Source organism: Algoriphagus aquaeductus (assembly GCF_003253485.1).
In the GTDB taxonomy this organism is placed as follows: Bacteria; Bacteroidota; Bacteroidia; order Cytophagales; family Cyclobacteriaceae; genus Algoriphagus; species Algoriphagus aquaeductus.
Map to the genome: position 1 here is coordinate 333575 of NZ_QKTX01000002.1, position 17035 is coordinate 350609.

The 17035-nt window shown below is 45.4% G+C and carries 18 protein-coding genes; 10 read left to right on the forward strand and 8 right to left on the reverse strand.

The features are described 5' to 3' along the window. A complete protein-coding gene (locus CLV31_RS03800) occupies positions 1-1101 on the reverse strand; it encodes a vWA domain-containing protein (RefSeq protein WP_111391533.1) in 1101 nt (366 codons plus the stop codon). Positions 1102-1250: 149 nt separating this feature from the next. Between CLV31_RS03800 and CLV31_RS03805 the strand changes: the two genes are divergently transcribed. Then, a complete protein-coding gene (locus tag CLV31_RS03805; protein WP_111391534.1) occupies positions 1251-1481 on the forward strand; it encodes a hypothetical protein in 231 nt (76 codons plus the stop codon). Here CLV31_RS03805 and CLV31_RS03810 read toward each other — a convergent pair whose 3' ends face one another. Then, complete coding sequence (locus CLV31_RS03810) at positions 1482-1892, reverse strand: type II toxin-antitoxin system VapC family toxin (RefSeq protein ID WP_111391535.1); 411 nt, start codon at positions 1890-1892, stop codon at positions 1482-1484. Then, positions 1885-2142, reverse strand: a complete 258-nt coding sequence (locus CLV31_RS03815) for a DUF6364 family protein (protein ID WP_111391536.1) — start codon at positions 2140-2142, stop codon at positions 1885-1887. Before CLV31_RS03815 ends, CLV31_RS03810 begins: the two co-directional genes overlap by 8 nt. A gap of 90 nt (positions 2143-2232) precedes the next feature. Between CLV31_RS03815 and queG the strand changes: the two genes are divergently transcribed. Further along, entirely contained in the window at positions 2233-3174 is a 942-nt protein-coding gene (queG, locus tag CLV31_RS03820; protein WP_111391537.1) for a tRNA epoxyqueuosine(34) reductase QueG, read from the forward strand. Positions 3175-3243: 69 nt separating this feature from the next. Here queG and CLV31_RS03825 read toward each other — a convergent pair whose 3' ends face one another. From CLV31_RS03825 to CLV31_RS03835, 3 genes are all read right to left on the reverse strand, one after another. After that, positions 3244-3657 carry an META domain-containing protein gene (locus CLV31_RS03825; protein ID WP_111391538.1) on the reverse strand — a complete coding sequence of 138 codons (414 nt, stop codon included), beginning with the start codon at positions 3655-3657 and terminating at the stop codon, positions 3244-3246. A gap of 78 nt (positions 3658-3735) precedes the next feature. Next, on the reverse strand, positions 3736-4593 hold the full coding sequence (nadC, locus tag CLV31_RS03830) for a carboxylating nicotinate-nucleotide diphosphorylase (RefSeq protein WP_111391539.1): 858 nt from the start codon (positions 4591-4593) through the stop codon (positions 3736-3738). Positions 4594-4826: 233 nt separating this feature from the next. Beyond that, the gene (locus CLV31_RS03835; RefSeq protein WP_181452564.1) at positions 4827-5195 is read right to left on the reverse strand and encodes a DUF4783 domain-containing protein; all 369 of its coding nucleotides are present in this window, start codon (positions 5193-5195) and stop codon (positions 4827-4829) included. Positions 5196-5354: 159 nt separating this feature from the next. On the opposite strand from CLV31_RS03835, the gene gpmI reads away from it, so the two are divergent. Beyond that, entirely contained in the window at positions 5355-6881 is a 1527-nt protein-coding gene (gene gpmI, locus CLV31_RS03840; protein ID WP_111391541.1) for a 2,3-bisphosphoglycerate-independent phosphoglycerate mutase, read from the forward strand. Positions 6882-6987: 106 nt separating this feature from the next. After that, complete coding sequence (locus tag CLV31_RS03845) at positions 6988-7545, forward strand: hypothetical protein (RefSeq protein ID WP_146250858.1); 558 nt, start codon at positions 6988-6990, stop codon at positions 7543-7545. Between the two features lie 42 nt (positions 7546-7587). Here CLV31_RS03845 and CLV31_RS03850 read toward each other — a convergent pair whose 3' ends face one another. After that, the gene (locus CLV31_RS03850) at positions 7588-9267 is read right to left on the reverse strand and encodes an amidase (RefSeq protein ID WP_111391543.1); all 1680 of its coding nucleotides are present in this window, start codon (positions 9265-9267) and stop codon (positions 7588-7590) included. Between the two features lie 74 nt (positions 9268-9341). Here CLV31_RS03850 and CLV31_RS03855 point away from each other — a divergent pair, with 74 nt between their 5' ends. Continuing rightward, positions 9342-9785 (forward strand): hypothetical protein, encoded by a 444-nt coding sequence (locus CLV31_RS03855; RefSeq protein ID WP_111391678.1) that lies wholly within the window; start codon positions 9342-9344, stop codon positions 9783-9785. A 38-nt stretch (positions 9786-9823) separates the two neighbouring features. Here CLV31_RS03855 and CLV31_RS03860 read toward each other — a convergent pair whose 3' ends face one another. Beyond that, entirely contained in the window at positions 9824-10126 is a 303-nt protein-coding gene (locus tag CLV31_RS03860; RefSeq protein WP_111391544.1) for a hypothetical protein, read from the reverse strand. 157 nt (positions 10127-10283) lie between these two features. On the opposite strand from CLV31_RS03860, the gene polA reads away from it, so the two are divergent. The 5 genes from polA to CLV31_RS03885 all read left to right on the forward strand — a co-directional run bounded on the left by polA (position 10284) and on the right by CLV31_RS03885 (position 17030). Beyond that, entirely contained in the window at positions 10284-13112 is a 2829-nt protein-coding gene (polA, locus tag CLV31_RS03865) for a DNA polymerase I (protein ID WP_111391545.1), read from the forward strand. Between the two features lie 98 nt (positions 13113-13210). Then, on the forward strand, positions 13211-14584 hold the full coding sequence (gene radA, locus CLV31_RS03870; protein ID WP_111391546.1) for a DNA repair protein RadA: 1374 nt from the start codon (positions 13211-13213) through the stop codon (positions 14582-14584). A 50-nt stretch (positions 14585-14634) separates the two neighbouring features. Then, entirely contained in the window at positions 14635-15003 is a 369-nt protein-coding gene (locus tag CLV31_RS03875) for a DMT family protein (protein ID WP_111391547.1), read from the forward strand. A gap of 54 nt (positions 15004-15057) precedes the next feature. Then, positions 15058-16515 carry a pyridoxal phosphate-dependent decarboxylase family protein gene (locus CLV31_RS03880; protein ID WP_111391548.1) on the forward strand — a complete coding sequence of 486 codons (1458 nt, stop codon included), beginning with the start codon at positions 15058-15060 and terminating at the stop codon, positions 16513-16515. A 71-nt stretch (positions 16516-16586) separates the two neighbouring features. After that, a complete protein-coding gene (locus CLV31_RS03885) occupies positions 16587-17030 on the forward strand; it encodes an outer membrane insertion C- signal (protein ID WP_111391549.1) in 444 nt (147 codons plus the stop codon). Positions 17031-17035 lie beyond the last annotated feature (5 nt).

The following is a 17035-nucleotide window of genomic DNA, read 5'->3' on the forward strand; positions in this document are numbered from 1 at the left end:
TTAGAAGCGTTTGGTGCGGTTTCGTCTATAATCTTCAAAAATGAGATCCCCAAGTCCTTTCAGGCTGCTGTAGTAGGCGTTGCCGTTGTTGACTTTGGTAAACTCTTTCACAAATTCTTTGAGGTAGGGGTCCGAAGCGATCATAAAGGTCGTCACTGGGATTTTCAGTTTGCGGCATTGGGCAGCAAGCTTCAACGTTTCCGCAAGGATTTTGCTGTCGATGCCAAAGGCGTTTTTGTAGTACTTGATCCCGACTTTGAGGCAAGTAGGCTTACCGTCGGTGATCATGAAGATCTGCTTGTTGGGATTTTTTCTTCTTCGAAGTAAATCCATGGCAAGCTCCAGTCCGGCAACCGTATTGGTATGGTAAGGTCCGACTTGGAGGTAAGGCAAATCCTTGATTTCGATCTGCCAGGCATCATTTCCGAAGACAATCACATCGAGCGTATCCTTGGGATAGCGGGTTTTGATCAGTTCGGCCAAAGCCATAGCCACCTTCTTGGCAGGGGTGATCCGATCTTCCCCATAGAGGATCATAGAGTGGGATATGTCGATCATCAGCACAGTAGAGGTCTGGGATCTGACCTCATTTTCTATGACTTCCAAGTCATCCTCTGTCAGCAAGTAATCGCCCGAAAGGCCGTGATTGGCCTGGGCATTTCGAAGAGAATCGGTCAATGCGATCTGATCCAGATTGTCTCCGAATTCGAAGGCCCGTCTATCCGTGCCCCGCTCATCTCCGGTGCCGGAATGGGCGGTTTTATGCTGACCGGATTTGCCACGCTTGAGTTTGCCGAAAATCTCCTCCAAGGCATTTTTCCGGATGTTTTGCTCGGCTTTTCCGGTGATTTTGAATTCACCTTTTTGATTTTCCTCGGTGAGGTAGCCTTTGGATTTAAGGTCATCGATGAAGTCTCCAATTCCGTAATTGGGATTGGTCATGTTATATCGTTTGTCCAAGTTGGTCAGCCAACTCAAGGCTTCTGCAACATCTCCACCGGTCATGGTGACAAGCTGGAGAAAAATATTCAAGAGATTCTCAAACGTATTTTTCTCCGGGTCATTGGGAGGCACATATTGGGTGAATCGGAAGCCTTTCATAAATAGACGCTAGACATTAGATGCAAGACACAAGAAGCGAGATGTTAGTATTTGGTATCAAATATCAAGATACTGATCAAGGTAATGTTTAGGGATTAACAAAGGGAAGCGCTGGGGAGTTTACTAAGCATCTTAATTTCCTGAAAAAAATGAAGAACTATTTCAGTGCAGTGGGAATCGTGACGGGAGTTTTGATTCTGTTTGTCACCTTGATTCAGTTTAATATTGCTCAGGTATTGATTTGGGCGATTTTTTTGGCAGGGCCTTTTTTGATCTTGTGGATGGTGTGGGCGGTTTTAGCCGCACCAGTGAAAATCGAAGAGACCTTTGAGGAGCAGTGGTATCAGGATCGGGAGGATTTGAGAAGGGGAGAGGATTAATCAGTTTGAGAAAAATTCCTTTGGCGAAAGGACACGGATTTCTTTGGCATACTTGAAGTCCTTTTTATCCCTTGTGACCAAAAAATCACATCTATTCATTAAAGCCGTATAGTACTGCAAAGCGTCTTCTTTGTCTTTAAAATCGGAATCTAAAGACTTATATATCAAATCTTTCCCTGCTGAAAGTATATCGCAAGCTTTAAAAAAGTGACTCATTGTAAATTCAGAGTAAGGCAATTTGTATACATTGAAGGCCAAGTAATAAAGATTTCCAATACTGCTTTCAGCTATTTGAAGTTTGGCTAGGCCGTTGGCATGCAAATCCAAAAACAATTTTGCTTCTTGGTAAAATGGCTCTCTTTTCCCAATGATATCTAAGACCACATTGGTATCCAGAAAAATCTTAACCATATTTTTCTTTCAAATATTTAGTCAAAGCTACTTTATCGGACTCTTTTGATGCCTTTGTAGACTCCATTTCCTCTAATCTTTCTAGGAGTTTTTTAGCAGCAAGTTGTGATTCTGAGTATTGAACAGAAGGATCTTCCTTTTCAATAAAATTCTCAATCATCTGGGAAAGAGAAATACCCTGGCCTGCCGCCCTTCTCTTGGCTTTTTCCACCACTTCTTTTTTAATGGTCAATGTTAGTTTCGTCTTCATAATCACACGTGTTTGTCTGAAATATACGTGTCTTTCCCAACAAGTTTTCAATTTTTGGATTAAATTGATTTAACCTACTTTTCGAATCCTATGTCTCCCGCCGAAAAACACGCCAAAATCCTTAAATCCACAGCCAAGCGATTGGGTTTTGACTTTTGCGGAATTGCCAAGGCGGAGTTTTTGGAGTCAGAAGCTCCCCGATTGGAAGAGTGGCTCAATCGCAACTATCAAGGAAAAATGGCCTATCTAGCCAATCACTTTGACAAGCGACTGGATCCCACCAAACTCGTCGAAGGAGCCAAAACGGTGGTTTCCCTGATTTACAATTACTACCCGGAAAAGCAGCTTTCCCATCAGCCTGAAGATCTCAAACTCGCCAAATATGCTTACGGGCAGGATTACCATGACGTGATTCGGGCTAAGCTTACGGAATTTTTGGAAGTGATACGGGAAGAAATCGGCGAAATCAACGGCCGCTCGTTTGTGGATTCGGCACCCGTGATGGAGCGGCAATGGGCGCAACGAGCAGGCTTAGGTTGGATTGGAAAAAACAGCCTGCTACTCAATCGTCAGATGGGCAGTTTTTTCTTTTTGGCGGAGTTGATCATCGATCTGGAAGCGACTCCCGACACTGCTCTAGCGAAAGACTATTGTGGTACATGCACCGCCTGCATGGATGCCTGTCCCACCGATGCCATCGTACAGCCGGAAGTGATCGATGCCTCGAAGTGCATTTCCTATTTGACGATCGAACTCAAAGAGGCCATTCCGAATGAGTTTGCCGGAAAGATGGAAAACTGGGTCTTTGGCTGCGATATCTGTCAGGATGTGTGTCCTTGGAATCGCTTTTCACGAACGCATCAGGAACCAGCTTTTCAACCTAATCCTGAACTTTCCCAATTCACCAATCTGGAATGGATCGAAATGACTGAGGAAACTTTCAAGCGGGTGTTTGCGAAGTCGGCGGTGAAGCGGACCAAGTTTTCCGGAATCAAACGGAATGTGGATTTTTTGAAAAATGGGCTGGCCTAAAAGGACGCGCGTGAGGACGCTCGTAGATCATTAAACAAAAAAAGCTGAGATCTCTCTCAGCTTTCTCTATTATCTCAATTTCAAAATGACCCGTTTTTTGCTGTCTTTCAGCCAAAGCTCTCCGCCGGATATTTGGTAGCGTTCCACGGATCGAAGGGTTTCAAGGTATTTATTCTCAAAGGCCTGATTTTGACAGGCCATCATCGTAGAGGCCAAATTTCCAAACTTCAGGCTATTTCGTTTTCCTATTTCGTAAGGACCATAAATCCGGTTACAGCTTCCGTTTCCATTCACCATTTTTTCACCTGCATTGAACATCAGGTGAGCATCTTGAGGAGTATTGGATGTTTGCACAGGCACCCCCAACATTTCTACGACCGTCCATTGCTTATTCGTCCATTTGGAATCCGGAAAAGTAGAACTGCATGAAGAAAAAATCCCCAACAGCATCATTGCGAAAATCATCACTTTAGTCTTCATCATTGATTTAAGTTTTGTTTACAAGCAAGGTTTACGCACAAAAAAGGCCAAAATCTATGTTTTGAGGGATAAATTTTCGGATCAAAATGCTTTCAGGCTGATATCCAGACTGATTACCGAATGGGTCAAGCCACCCATAGAAATGTAGTCTACACCACATTCTGCCACTTTGGGGAGCGTTTCCTCGGTGATTCCCCCTGAGGCTTCGGTACTGAATTTTCCACCAATCAAACGAACAGCATCCCTCATCGTGTTGTAGTCCATATTGTCCAGCATGATGTAATCCACTCCGCCTACTTCGATTACCTGCCTCACCTCATCCAAATTTCGGGTTTCAATTTCAATCTTCAGATTGAGATTATTTTCCGCCAGGTATTTTTTGGTTCGTGTGATGGCCTCCCGTATTCCGCCTGCAAAATCCACATGGTTGTCCTTCAGCATGACCATATCGTAGAGTGCAAAGCGGTGATTTACCCCGCCTCCGATGTGGACGGCCCATTTTTCCATCAACCGAAAATTGGGCGTTGTCTTGCGGGTATCCATCAATTTAGCTTTGGTATGGGCAATGAGTCGGCTCAACCGATGCGTTTTGGTAGCGATGGCACTCATCCGCTGCATGCAGTTGAGCACCAATCTTTCGGCCGAAAGAATCGAGGTTGCTGGACCTTCGACCGTGAGTCCGATGTCCCCAGCACTGACGGTATCTCCGTCCTTTTTTAGCAAGTTTACTTGGATTCTTGGATCAACAGCCGCAAAAATCAGCTCAGCCATTTCCACTCCGGCTAGTATTCCGTCCTCTTTGATGAGCAATTTGGCCTGACCGACTTTTCCCTCAGGAATCGAGGAGAGGGAAGAATAGTCTCCCGGTCCGATATCCTCAGCTAGTGCTGTGGTAATAAACTTCTGGAGGGCTTCAGGGGTCAGGTAATTTGGTCTCATGACACAAAAATAGCCTTTTCAACTGTTTATAATTTGTTTTTTAGCTGCCAGATGGAATCTCGCATGGTTTACAATCATCCCTCTGTGTGTCGCGTAGCGTCATGCTCGATTTCATCTGTTTATAATTTGATTTTTAATGGTCAGATGGAATGCCCTAGATAATCATTCCCCTGTGTGAGAAGCATTTTCTCATGGGCATTTCATGTGGCTCGAGGCCGAAAACTTTTACCCGATCAACTTTTTACAAAATCTAGGCTATAGATACGGAACAGATTATCTGCCTGAGAAATCTTGATAAACACCTTAAATTGTATCTGACCAGAGGCATATTCTCCGATATAGGTACTGACCGTTGAGGTATTTTCGTTTTTGAAAACCAGTGAAAATCCCAAAGGCGGATTCTTTTTAAAAAAATCCTTGAGAATAATCTCCGCTTGATTTCTTGAGTAATCACCCTGTTGACCGTTGATATTCAAGGCAATACTTGGGTTGAAAAATTTAGCCAAATCACTGCTTGATCCCACCTGAATGGCAGCAACCACCGGGTCGATCTGGGCTACTGAATCCACTGAATTGGGATTGGAGACCCAGAGGAAAATCAAAAGAAGTAAATTTGGAACAAGCATCAACGCTGTTTGGCAAAATCCAAGCCAAAAAGTGGACTCACAGGTTGATTTGCCAATATTCTGCCTTTTTAGGGCAAGATTTCCCGGAATTGATTTTGGAGGAAAGATTGGATTGAAATGTAATATATTTGCCACATGGACAAGAAAGTTTTATTGATGATTTTGGACGGTTGGGGCATTGCTACCAACCCGGCAGTTTCTGCGATTGACAAGGCCAAAACACCTTTTGTAGATAGTTTATATACCAAATACCCACATGCCAAGCTGGAAGCATCAGGTCTTTCGGTAGGACTTCCAGAAGGCCAAATGGGAAACTCAGAGGTAGGCCATATGAACATAGGAGCCGGACGAGTAGTCTACCAAGACTTGGTCAAAATCAATCAAGCCGTCAAGCACGGAGAGCTTAATTCCCATCCGGTATTGGTTTCCGCTTTTGAAAAAACTAAGTCTGCCAAGAAAAAGGCCCACTTTATCGGCCTGGTTTCCGACGGTGGAGTTCATGCCCATATTGATCACCTAAAGGGACTTTGCGATGCAGCGAAGCACCATGGTTTGGACCAGGTTTTTATCCATGCATTTACCGATGGACGCGATACCGATCCCAAAGGCGGGATTAAATACTTGGCAGATCTGCAAGAACACCTTAAAACATCCTCCGGAAAAATTGCATCTGTCATTGGCAGATATTATTCCATGGATCGGGACAACCGATGGGAGCGAGTCAAGCTAGCCTATGATGCCATGGTGCATGGGGAAGGAGAAAAATCAAAAGATATCCTGGCTTCGATCAAAAAATCCTATGACAACAATGTCACGGATGAATTTATCCGTCCAATCATTCAGGCCGGGGCAAACAATAAGGCCATCGCAACCATAGAAGAAGGTGACCTTGTCATTTGTTTCAACTTCAGAACAGACCGTGGAAGGGAAATTACCCAAGTCTTTACCCAGCGGGATTTTGAGGATTACAACATGAAAAAGTTGAGCCTTGACTATATCACCTTCACCAACTACGATGACACCTTTAAGGGAGTGCAAGTACTATTCGAAAAGGACAACCTTAACAATACCCTTGGAGAAGTACTTGAGCGCGCGGGCAAAAAGCAAATCCGAATTGCGGAAACTGAAAAATACCCTCACGTCACCTTCTTTTTTTCCGGAGGCAGAGAAAGAGAATTTGAAGGAGAAAGCAGAATTCTGTGCCCATCGCCCAAAGTTGCTACTTATGATCTCAAGCCGGAGATGAGTGCCTTTGAAATTGCAGCCAAGATCAATCCTGAATTGAAAAAGCAAAGTGCTGATTTCATTTGCCTCAATTTTGCCAATGCCGATATGGTGGGTCATACGGGAGATTTTGACGCGGCTGTCAAAGCCTGCGAAGCAGTGGATGACTGTGCTCAAAGCGTGACCACGACCGCTTTAGCCAGCGGATACACCGTGATTGTCATTGCTGACCATGGCAACTCTGACATGATGATCAATGAAGACGGTACACCGAATACAGCACACACCACCAACTTAGTTCCCTTTATTTTGGTGGATGACAAAGATCAGATTCCGGTAAAAGACGGGAAATTGGGCGATTTGGCTCCTACCATTTTAAAACTGATGGGAGTGGATATTCCTTCTGAGATGACCGGAGAAATCCTGGTTAATGCATGAGGTTTGGAACAAAAATAATACGCAAAAAAGAGCGGATAACCGGGAGGAGAATTCCAAAACACGTTTGGAGCAAGGCAAAGGACAATTTCAAAACGAACCAAACCATATGAAAATCCTTAAAATCATTTTCTTGGGGCTGTTCATTGGGGTAAACTTTTCTTGTGTCCCTGAGACTGAAGAGATCAAGCTGGATAAATTACCCTATTTCGATGTGAAGAATTTTCTGAACCTCGAACTGGGAAAATTGGACAGTACCAAAGTGATCAAAACCTCCCGAATCAACGGGGAGGAGCGCACTGAAGAGGTCGTCTATTCGCTTCAGGACTGGAAGGAAGAGTTCGAGTATTTCTATCAGTCGGATATCAATATTCCATCTTTGGCAAGTTCCTATTCTACTGAGACCAAATCCGACTACTTAATTCATCGACTCCTGCCTGAGTCAAAAGGCAAAGTCAAAGAATTGGCTATTCGATATTACCAAAACTATCCTGCTTCGATATCCTTTAAGATGAAGGAAGAAAACGTCTTTTTTACCTCCTCCACGACAGGTGCGTTTTATCTTAATCAAACCACGGGGAAGTTGGATCATTACTATATCGAAACCACCCAAAAGGTTATGTTTCTAAAACCGACCAATATCAAAATTTCAGGTTTGTTGAACTGACAAAAAAGGGCTCCAGATAATTTCGGAGCCCTTTTTACTTGGTTATTTGTCAAACATAGGAGGTCTTTTGGCCTGCCAATCGGTTTGTTCCTGAATGAGCCTGCCGAGCATGATGAGCTTCTCTTCCTCAAACAGGTTGGCCAATAACGTAATGGAAGTGGGGCTTCCGTTTTCCGCAAAACCATTGGGTAGGCACAATGCCGGATGTCCGGTGAGATTGGTGATCTGAAGTTGCTGTCCGGCAAAAGAAGGTGTGACGATCACATCATATTCTTTCATCAAGGCATGCATTTCCTCGATCAAAAGACTTCGCTGACGGCTCATCTGCACGTACTCTACCGCAGGAATAAATCTCGCTGCCCGGAATATATTGGGCCAGGCATTACGATGCTGAGCGACCATCTGATCATCCAAGTCAAGGCGGGTCAACTCATCAAATGCTGTAGCACCTTCCACCAGTAGCATCGACACCAAAGGAGCCGCATTGATGGTGGTTTTAAGTTCTAGAGGATGAAGCTCCACCCCTTGATTTTGCAACACTTCCAATACCGCCTGGTCATTTTTGAGAGTGGGGCGATCCCCTTCAAAAAACGATTTGAAATAGCCTACTTTTAATTTTTTGACCTCGTTTTTAGAAGAATAATTGAATGCCGCCGGGATGGTGGAGGCATCTTTCTGGTCCATTCCTTGAATCACCGAAAGGACGATGGCATTATCCAGTGCAGATCTTGAAATAGGGCCTATTTTGTCCATGGACCAGCTTAGTGCCATCGCACCATGCTTACTCACCCGGCCGTAGGTCGGACGTAGCCCGGTCACTCCGTTTCGGGTAGAGGGAGAGACAATAGATCCTAAGGTTTCGGTTCCGATGGCAAAAGGCACCAATCCGGCACTCACCGCCGAGGCCGAACCGGCCGAAGATCCGCTCGACCCTTGCTTCAGATTCCAAGGGTTTTTGGTCACTCCTCCAAACCATACGTCTCCCATGGCGAGAGCTCCCAAGGTAAACTTCCCGACTAATACTCCACCGGCATCTTCCAGTTTTTGGACTACGGTAGCTGTCTCGTCGATGACTTGGTCTTTGAAGGGCATGGCTCCCCAAGTGGTTTTGGTTCCCTTTACGGACAGGAGGTCCTTGATTCCATAAGGAATCCCGTGCAATGGCCCCCGGTATTTGCCCTCTGCTATTTCTTTGTCCATGGCCCGGGCTTTTTGCAAAGCCGACTCTTCGGTCAGAGAAACCAAACATTGAAGTGTATCCGAATAGGTTTTGATCCGGTCGAGAAAGATTCTGGTAAGGCGTTCTGAGCTGATTTGTTTGTTTCGGATCAAAACAGACAAATGGCTTACAGGTAAAAAAGCAATGTCATTTTCTTTGGCAGGCAGATCCACTTGGCTCGGCAAGCCCCAATCGTAGGGCTTCTGCTCCTGGTTGGGGAAAAATCCCTGAGGCAGGGGATTAAATACCAGTGCAGGGGCCACTGCATTCTCCAGCTTGGTTTTTCGGATAATTTCGTAATTGTTGCGGTGGTTGGTCAAGGTACTGACCATGCTGTCTTTTTCCTGAGGAGTAAAGCTCAGTCCGATCAGATCAGCGGCGTAATCAATGGTGCCGGGGTTGATTTCTCCGAAATTTTTCCCGAGGGTAAACCCAAAAGCCAAAATGACTGTGGCCCCAAGTACCAGAAAAGGGCGAGAACCTAGGTGATTTTTTCGTTCCATTGGATAGTTTTGTGTTAGTACCAAACAAGTAGCGCCTGAAGGTGTTCAAATACCCGAAAAAAATCAAACCACCCATGGATCAAAATACGAGCTTTCCCACTTTTCCCATGCACTTTCGCGGCTTATTGCTATTGGCTGGGATGTATACGATTGCTTGGTCTGCCTTTTACAAGTGGTTTGGCCCGGAATTGCTAAAGTGGATGTCCATGGGAGACAGCGAATTGGCTGTGCTTCCTTCCAATTATTTTGGGACTTTTGGGATTTTGATCGGTTTGGTGATTTTTGTTTCTGCCTTTTATCCAGTGTCCTGGGTATGGTTGATTCTGGCGGGTGTGACCGGAAAAATCATCACAGCCATTTGGTTTACACTGGGGTTTGCTCCGGAATTGAGTTGGAACAAGCGGAGCATTTTTCATTTGGTGTTCAATGAATTGATTTGGTTAATCCCTTTGATCCTCATTTTTTTGAGAGGCCTGCAGGTCAAAAATTATCTCCAAGACGAAGAATCAAAAGTTTAAAAAAAAAATCGGCTGCCATTTTCCGACAGCCGATCCAATTACAGGATGATAATCAAAAGCAATATTATAATGATGGCTCCTGTGGATATATAAATTCCCCCACCGGCTTTTCTAGCTTGTTGTTTCATTTCCTTGAGTTCCTCCCTTACCTCACGTTTTTCTTCTTTCGACATTTCCGAGAAATCCATCGCCTGAATTTCAGCTATTCTGGATTCGATCGCGGCTAGTTCTGCTTTTTGTTCTTCGGTCAATTCTTTTTTGAGATGGGGACGCTCAGATGGCGTTGCAAAACCCAGGGAAACTACGAGGAAAAGTGAGAGTACTGCGAATAGTTTTTTCATGGTGAATTAGTTTTGGTTAGTCTTAAACGACTTCAAATACGAAGCCAAATGTCCTGTTTGGAACCCTTCAATATACGTATTTCTCCATTCTTGCCTGTGGATTTTTTGTACCTTAGGCGACTTAAAAATTGTCTTTTCATCCGAAAAACAAATCCCAATGTCTCAAAAGCAAGCTCACAAACTTTTTCTTCTGGACGCTATGGCTCTGATCTACAGGGCCCATTTTGCTTTTAGCAAAAATCCCAGAATCAATTCCAAAGGCCTCAATACCGGGGTGATGCTGGGATTTACCAATACCCTTTTGGAAGTATTGGAAAAAGAAAAGCCCAGCCATATCGCTGTAGCTTTTGACACCAAAGCCCCCACCTTTCGGCATGTTCAGTACGAACCGTATAAGGCCAATCGACTAGAGCAGCCGGAAGATATTACTGTTTCGATTCCTTGGGTTAAAGAGATCGTCAAAGCATTTAAGATCCCGGTGCTGGAAATGGACGGCTTTGAGGCTGATGATATCATTGGTACACTAGCCAAAAAAGCGGAGAGAGACCATTTTACCGTGTATATGATGACTCCGGACAAGGACTATGGCCAGATTGTAGACGACCATATTTTCCTATACAAACCTGCATTTATGGGAAATGGGGTGGATGTCCTAGGTCCCAAGCAAGTCTGTGAGAAATGGGACATCGAACATGTAGATCAAGTCCGGGATATCTTGGGATTAATGGGCGATGCGGTGGACAACATTCCGGGTATTCCCGGCATCGGAGAAAAAACTGCGGTTAAACTCCTTAAAGAGTTTGGCACTGTTGAGGGTTTGATTGCCAATGTGGACAAGCTCAAGGGTAAGCAACGGGAAAATGTGGAGAATTTTGCCCAACAAGGATTACTTTCCAAGGAATTGGCTACAATCAAAATCGATGTCCCGGTAGATTTTGATGAGGTTGATCTGAGATATGAGGGATTTGATGAAGAAAAGCTGCGGGCCATATTCACCGAATTGGAATTCCGAACCTTGGCAAGCAGAATTTTTAAAGATTCCTCGGGGAAAAAAGCAGCGATTGCTGCCCCGGCACAAATGGATCTCTTCGGTGCAGTGGCTTCTGCCCCGGCAGTGTCGGAAGAGGAGGAAAATCCAGAAGAGGAAATCACCCTTTCCACGCCGATCATCCTAGACACTATTCACAGCAATGTCCACAACTATCACAAAATCAAAGGAAAAGATGCGGTAAAGGAACTCGTCGAATATCTCCTTTTGCAGAAAGAAATCTGCTTTGATACCGAAACGACCGATCTCGATGCTATGAAGGCTGAATTGGTCGGATTGTCTTTTGCTTACCTCGAAGGAGAAGCCTACTACATTCCCGTCTCTCCGGATCAAAAAGAAACCCAAGAAATCCTTGACCTCTTGCGTCCGGTTTTGGAAAATGATTCCATTCTCAAAATCGGCCAAAATGTGAAATATGACATGCTGGTTCTGAAAAATTATGGGATCGAGGTAAAGGGAACCATCTATGATACCATGCTCGCCCACTACCTGATTGAGCCGGAAGGAAAGCATGGGATGGACTGGCTGGCTCAGCAATACTTACACTACAAACCCGTCTCCATTACAGAGCTGATTGGTAAAAAGGGAAAAAATCAAGGCAATATGCGGGATGTGGACGAAGATGAGGTCACTGCCTATGCTGCCGAAGATGCGGATATCACCCTTCGACTTAAAGGTAAACTCGACCCGATTATCCAGTCCAATGGCCTGAAAAAGCTTTTTGATGAAGTGGAAAATCCACTGATTCGGGTTCTCACCGATATGGAGTTTGAAGGGGTTCGGATCGACACAGGAAGTTTGGCTGATTTGTCGATAGCCCTGGAAGAAGAAAGTAAGGAGATCGAAAAGCGTGTCTACGAATTGGCAGGGGTGAGATTTAATTTAGCCTCACCAAAGCAATTGGGAGATGTACTTTTTGAAAAACTCAAGCTCGATCCCAAAGCCAAAAAGACCAAAACCGGGCAATATGCCACCGGAGAAGAGATCCTGAGCAAGCTTGCAGACGAACATGAAATCGCACAGGCCATCCTCGATCACCGACAAATGGTCAAGCTCAAATCCACCTATGTGGATGCGCTTCCGACCATGATCAATCGCAAAACCGGAAGGATCCACACGACATATAATCAGTTTGTGGCAGCCACAGGCCGACTTTCCTCCATCAATCCCAACTTGCAGAATATCCCGATCCGAACTTCCAGAGGTCGGGAAATCCGCAAGGCATTTGTGCCAAGAGATGAAAACCACGTCTTGCTTTCAGCGGATTATTCGCAGATCGAATTGCGGCTGATGGCAGCTTTTTCCCAGGATGAATCCATGCTCGAAGCCTTCCGAAACGGTCGGGATATCCATGCCACTACAGCCGCCAAAATCTTCAAAGTACCTTTGGAGGAAGTGACTTCCGATATGAGAAGGAAAGCCAAAACAGCCAATTTTGGGATTATTTACGGGATTTCGGCTTTTGGTTTGGCACAGCGACTTTCCATCCCGAGAACTGAGGCGAAAGAAATTATCGATGCCTACTTTACCGAGTTTCCCGCAGTGAAAGAATACATGGACGGAGCCATCGAAAAAGCCAGAAAAGACGAATACGTGGAGACCATCCTGGGTCGTCGTCGCTATCTCCGAGACATCAACAGCCGAAATATGACCATGCGTGGCTTTGCCGAGCGAAACGCCATCAACGCTCCCCTTCAAGGTTCAGCCGCCGACCTCATCAAAGTCGCCATGATTCATGTGCATGACTGGATGAAGAAAGAGAAACTGAAATCCAAAATGATCCTTCAAGTGCATGATGAATTGGTCTTTGATGCGCACAAAGACGAGGTCGAGCTTCTGAAAAAACATATTCCCGGATTGATGTCGAATGCCATCAAGCTACCAGTTCCGATCGAAGTGGAAGTAGGCGTGGGAACAGATTGGCTGCAGGCGCACTAAGATTGAACGATTAGAAAATTTGAATATTGAAAAATTGGTTGGTCTCATTTTGAGCATCAAGTCTTGATACTTGATACCAGCTACTTGATACTTAATTAATGGCTAAAGTCAAAACCACCTTTTTCTGTCAAAACTGCGGAGCACAAAGCCCCAAGTGGCTGGGTAGATGTCCCGCTTGTGGGGAATGGAACACTTATGTGGAAGAAATTCTCCAGAAAGAAGAAAGTGGGAAAGGAAGTTGGAAGCCTCAAGGTTCCGGACTCAAAAAAGCCAGTGTCCCCAAGAAAATCGCCGAGGTCAACTATGAGGAGCAACCCCGCTGGATCACTTCAGACCCGGAATTGGATCGGGTGCTTGGAGGAGGGATCGTTTCGGGTTCCTTGGTTTTGATCGGCGGCGAGCCGGGAATCGGCAAGTCCACGCTGATGCTACAGATTGCCTTGACGCTAAAAGGAAAAAAAGTACTGTATGTCTCCGGCGAGGAAAGCGAAGCTCAAATCAAAATGCGGGCAGATCGCATGGCTGCCAAGAATCCGGATTGCTACGTCCTTTCGGAGACCAATACACAGCAGATTTTTCAGCAGATCGAAATCTTAAAACCTGACTTTTTGATCATTGACTCCATTCAGACACTGAATAGTCAGTATGTGGAATCAGCCGCTGGTTCGGTTTCCCAGGTGAGAGAGTGTACTGCCGAGCTGATGAAATTTGCCAAAGAGACCGGCACGCCGGTTTTCCTGATCGGTCATATCACCAAGGATGGTTCCATCGCCGGACCGAAAGTCCTCGAGCACATGGTGGATACGGTCTTGCAGTTTGAAGGAGACCGGCACCTGACCTATCGGATTCTCCGCACATCCAAAAACCGTTTTGGCTCCACCCACGAACTCGGCATTTACGAAATGCGGGCAGAAGGACTGAGATCGGTAGCCAATCCATCCGAAATTCTCTTGACCCAGCGGGAAGAAGTGCTGAATGGGGTGGCCATCGGCGCCATGATGGAAGGAAACCGCCCGCTTTTGATTGAGATCCAGTCTTTGGTCAGTCCGGCGACTTATGGTACTCCACAGCGCAGCAGTACCGGACACGATGCCAAGCGGTTGAATATGCTGCTGGCTGTGCTGGAAAAGCGAGGAGGAATGCGCTTGGGTCAGCAGGATGTGTTTTTGAATGTAGCAGGTGGTCTGAGAGTGGATGATCCGGGATTGGATTTGGCAGTCTGTGCTTCGTTGATTTCCAGCTATGAGGACACCCCTGTGTCCGAGCAGATTTGCTTTGCCGGAGAAGTGGGTTTGGGTGGAGAGATCCGTGCCGTATCCCGCATCGAAAACCGAATCGCTGAAGCCGAAAAATTGGGATTCAAAAAGATCGTGGTTTCCAAATACGCGGTGAAGGGCTTGGATCTTGGCAAGTTTAAAATACAGATCCTCCAGGTGAGCAAGCTGGAGGAGATGTATCAGTTGATCTTCTAAACCACTTCGGATTAAACTTCAGTATTTTTAGCCTCTTTAAAGACAGAAATATGAAAGCCCTCCTCACCATCGGACTCCTTGTTCTTTCCAATACCTTTATGACCTTGGCTTGGTACGGCCACCTGAAATTTGCCGAATGGAAATGGTTCAGCAAATTAGGATTGGTCTCGGTGATTCTGATCAGTTGGGGGATTGCGCTTTTTGAATATTGCTTTCAGGTGCCTGCCAATAAAATCGGATTTTCTGGCAATGGAGGCCCATTTTCCCTGGTACAGCTGAAGGTGCTTCAGGAAGTAATCACGCTGGTGGTATTTATGATTTTTACTCTGATCGCTTTCAAAAATGAGACCTTGAAGCTCAATCACCTGATCGGAGCTGTGTTTTTGATTTTGGCGGTCTATTTTATTTTCAAAAAGTAAAAACTAACAGGCAACTATCTCCTGCAAATTCCCATCCAAGGGAAAAAGTGATTTATGACAGACAAAGAAAATCTTACCCTCGATCCAAGCAATTGGGAAGAAATGAGAAAATTGGGCCATCGGATGGTCGATGATTTGATTGATTATTGGGCAACTATCCGGGAAGAAAAAATCTGGAAACCGATTCCGGCTGAAGTGAAAGCTTTTCTGGACCAACCCATTCCAGAAAAAGGCCAAAGTCCTGAGGACATTTACGAGGAATTCAGGCAGTATATTTTTCCATACAATAAAGGGAATGTGCACCCCCGGTTTTTTGCCTGGATTCAGGGCACAGGCACGCCCTTAGGAACTTTTGCGGATTTACTCGCATCAGGGATGAATCCCAATACGACCATTGGAGAGCATTCTGCGATGTACGTGGATCGACAAGTCGTGAATTGGTGTAAACAGCTGATGAATTTCCCCTCAGAAGCTTCAGGAATTCTGGTCAGTGGAGGCTCTATGGCGAATATCACCGCGTTGACTGTGGCAAGAAATTCATTTGGGGAAGAAAAAATCCGTCAGCGAGGACTCAAGGCGGCTTCCGCACAGTTGGTCCTGTACTGCTCGGTAGAAACGCATTCCTGTATTCAAAAAGCAGCAGAAATCATCGGTTTGGGGACAGCTGCAGTCCGGAAAATCGGAGTTAATGACCGCTTCGAAATGAAGATTGAAGAGCTGGAAACTCAAATTCAGGCAGATTTGAGTCAGGGACTTTTGCCTTTTTGTATCGTGGGTACTTCAGGCACAGTGAATACGGGAGCGATCGATCCGATGGATGATTTGCTTTCGATTTCCAAAAAATATGGACTTTGGTTTCATGTGGATGGAGCCTATGGGGCTTTGGCCAAATTGGATCCTAAGTATGCTGGCCGACTGAAAGCAATCGAAGAAGCGGACAGTTTGGCTTTTGACCTGCATAAGTGGCTGTATGTGCCTTACGAAGTCGGCTGCACCTTGATTCGGGATGCCAATAAGCACCGGGAAGCTTTTGCGATCACACCCAATTATTTGCTTCAAGAATCAAGAGGCCTCTCCGGAGGGTTGGATTCGATCAATAATTACGGATTTGAGCTTTCGCGAGGATTCAAAGCCCTAAAAATTTGGATGTCGCTGAAAGAGCACGGGCGTGAAAAGTACGCGCAGATGATTGCTCAGAACAATCGACAGGCCGAGTATTTGGCAGAACTGGTCAATCAACATCCCGATTTGGAATTGATGGCTCCAGTATCGATGAGTATCACTTGCTTTCGGATGAAAAGAAAAGGTTGGGATGAGGATCAACTTCGAAGATTCAACCGGGAGATTTTGCTTCGGCTTCAGGAGGAAGGGATTGCTTCTCCCAGCTCCACGATCTTACATGGCAAATACACCCTACGCGTGGCCAATGTGAACCAACGAACTCGAATGGAGGATTTGGACCTGCTGGTGAAAGAAGTATTAAGAATCGGTGGAGAAATCGAAACTATCTGATCAATTATGACAAAAAGAGCCGATTTGGCTCAATTTTGGCTAAATCATCCACTGAACTTTTAACACCTTTTATGAAAACTATCAAACTATTAGCCCTTGTGATGGGCATTGCATTGCTGACCACGCTGGAATCCCAAGCCCAAGAAATCGGTCTTCGATTTGGGCAGCTCAATGGAAATAATGTGGCTTTGGACGGTGTTTTTGCCACCGGCAATTTTAGCAGAATCCACGCCAATGTGAGCTTTGGAGGCAATGGACTGGGCATTGATGCGCTTTGGAATCCCATTTACGATGATATTCCGGATACCGACTTCAAGTGGTATGCTGGTTTTGGACCTTCTGTATACCTGGCAGACAACTTCAGACTGGGGGCTGCTGGTGAAGTAGGCGCAGAATATGCCTTCTCTGAAGTACCTATCACGATTGGACTTGACTTTAGACCCTATTTATTTTTGGTAGAAGTCACCGAGTTTCGGGCAGGTTTTGGTCTGAATGTCCGTTGGAGATTACCATAAAACCT